This window comes from Caballeronia sp. LZ043 (genome assembly GCF_031451075.1).
Lineage (GTDB): Bacteria > Pseudomonadota > Gammaproteobacteria > Burkholderiales > Burkholderiaceae > Caballeronia.
In genome coordinates this window covers 1-2,412 of sequence record NZ_JARUXT010000029.1, presented here as the reverse complement: position 1 = coordinate 2,412, position 2,412 = coordinate 1, and the positions used below count along the sequence as shown (strand labels likewise).

Below are 2,412 nucleotides of genomic sequence, written 5' to 3'. Positions count from 1 at the left end.
ACGCAGCCTGAGCCACACGCCGCTGTTCCAGGTGATGTTCAACCATCAGCGCAGCGACTGGCGCGTGCTGGAACAACTCCCGGGCCTGAGCATCGAGCCGTATCCGCTGCCCGCCCCGATGGCGCAATTCGAATTGCTGCTCGACACGCGCGAGGAGCCGGACGGCACGCTATCGCTGGAACTGACCTACGCGCGCGAACTCTTCGACGAAGCGACCATCGCCCGTCTCGCGCAGCATTACCAACGGATACTCGCGGCGTTCGCGGACGCTGCGGCCAGCCGCCAGAGCGTCGGCGAGATCGCGATGGTGGACGAAGCCGAAGCCACCACGCTCGCGCGCTGGAGCGTGAACCCGGCACACAACGAAGGCGCCGAGCCCGTCTTCCGCGCGTTCGAGCGTCACGCAGAGCGTCATCCGGACAACATCGCCCTGCTGCTCGACGACGCCACCCTGACCTACGGCGAACTCAACGCCCGCGCCAACCGGCTCGCGCACTGGCTGCTCGCGCAGGGCGTCGGCGTGGAAACGCGCGTCGGCATCGCGGCGCTGCGTTCCTTCGATCTGCTGGTCGCGCTGTATGCCATCGTCAAGGCGGGCGCGGCCTATGTGCCGCTCGATCCCTCCTATCCGGCCGATCGCCTCGCCTACATGATCGGCGACAGCCGGCCGCAACTGGTGCTGCATCAGCGCGGCATCGCACTGCCCGCGCCGGAGGGCGGCGTGCCGTGCTTCGTGCTCGAGGACATCGATACACGCGCCTGTCCGGCGCACAACCCGGATGCCGTGCTGCACGGCGCCAATCTCGCCTACGTGATCTACACGTCCGGTTCGACGGGCCGGCCAAAGGGCGTGGGCAACCGTCACGATGCGCTGTTCAACCGGCTCGAATGGATGCAGCGCGCCTATGCGCTGCGGCGCGGCGAAACCGTGTTGCAGAAGACGCCGTTCAGCTTCGACGTTTCGGTGTGGGAGTTCTTCTGGCCGTTGCGCGTCGGCGCACGGCTGGCCATCGCCGCGCCCGACGCGCATCGCGATCCGGCGCTGCTCGCCGCGACGATGCGTCGCCATGCGGTGAGCACGCTGCACTTCGTGCCGTCGATGCTGCAAGCCTTCATCGACAGCGGCGCGGCCTCTCACTGCGGCGAGTCGCTGACGCGCATCGTGTGCAGTGGCGAGGCGCTGTCCGCCGGCTTGCGCCAGTCGACGGCGCAAGCGTTGCCCTCGGTGACGCTGCACAACCTCTACGGCCCGACGGAAGCGGCCATCGACGTGACCGCGTGGACCTGCGTGGACGAAGCGGCGCGAGCCGTGCCGATCGGCCGTCCTATCGACGCAACGCAGACCTGGGTGCTGGACGCGCGCCTGTCGCCGGTGCCGCCGGGCGTGCCGGGAGAACTGTATCTGGGCGGCGCGAACCTCGCGCGCGGCTATCTGGGCCGGGCGGCGCTGACCGCCGAGCGCTTCGTGCCCGATCCGTTCGGCGCGGACGGCGCGCGCCTGTACCGCACGGGCGATGTCGTGCGCTGGCGCGAAGACGGCGCGCTCGACTATCTGGGCCGCGTCGATCACCAGGTGAAGATTCGCGGCTTGCGTATCGAGCTGGGCGAAATCGAGGCGGCCTTGCTCGGCCAGGGCGTGCGCGAAGCGGTGGTGATGGCGCGCGATGACCGGCTCATCGCGTGGGTGACGGGCGCTGCGTCCGATGCCGATGCCCTGCGCATCGCCCTCGCTCGAACTTTGCCGGACTACATGGTGCCGTGGCGCATCGTGCCGCTCGATGTGATGCCGCTCAACGCCAACGGCAAGGTGGACCGGCATGCGCTGCCGCAGCCCGCGTTCGACGATGCCGCGCCTTTCGAAGCGCCGCACGAGGGCATCGAGACGGAACTGGCGACGGTGTGGTCGACGCTGCTGGGCGTCGAGCGGATTGGACGTCACGACGATTTCTTCGATCTGGGCGGGCATTCGCTGCTCGCGGTGCAGCTGAACGCGCGCATCGGTCTCGATCTGGGCGCGAGTCTGCCGCTCGCCACGCTGTTCAATGCGCCGACGCTGGCCGCGCAAGCCGCGATGGTGGCGCAGACGCGCGCCGCGCAGCCTTCCGACGACGCGCTGAATCGCCTGGATCTCTTCATGGATACGCTGTGAGCATGGCTATGGACAAGGACGCGGCGCGACGCATCGCTGAACGCTTTATCGAACTGACGCCCGAGAAGCGGCGTGTGTTCTGGCAGAAGATGAACGAGCAGGGCGTGGCGCCCGCGCAGTTCCCTATCCTGCCGCGCGCGCGTCAGGCAGGGCAGGGCGTGGCGGCTTCGCATGCGCAGCAGCGTCAGTGGTTCATGTGGCAACTGGCGCCGGAGAGCAGCGCGTATCACGTGGCGGGTGGCTTGTGGCTGAACGGTGACGTG

Annotated in this window: 2 protein-coding genes; both read left to right on the top strand. The window is 68.6% G+C overall.

Translation table 11 applies throughout. From position 1 onward, the window contains the following. Window positions 1-2,149: amino acid adenylation domain-containing protein (locus QCE64_RS36245; RefSeq protein ID WP_310009154.1), on the top strand; the 2,149-nt coding region annotated here is incomplete at its 5' end. 2 nt (window positions 2,150-2,151) lie between these two features. Further along, window positions 2,152-2,412 (top strand): hypothetical protein (locus tag QCE64_RS36240; RefSeq protein ID WP_310009153.1); only part of this gene is annotated, 261 nt, incomplete at its 3' end.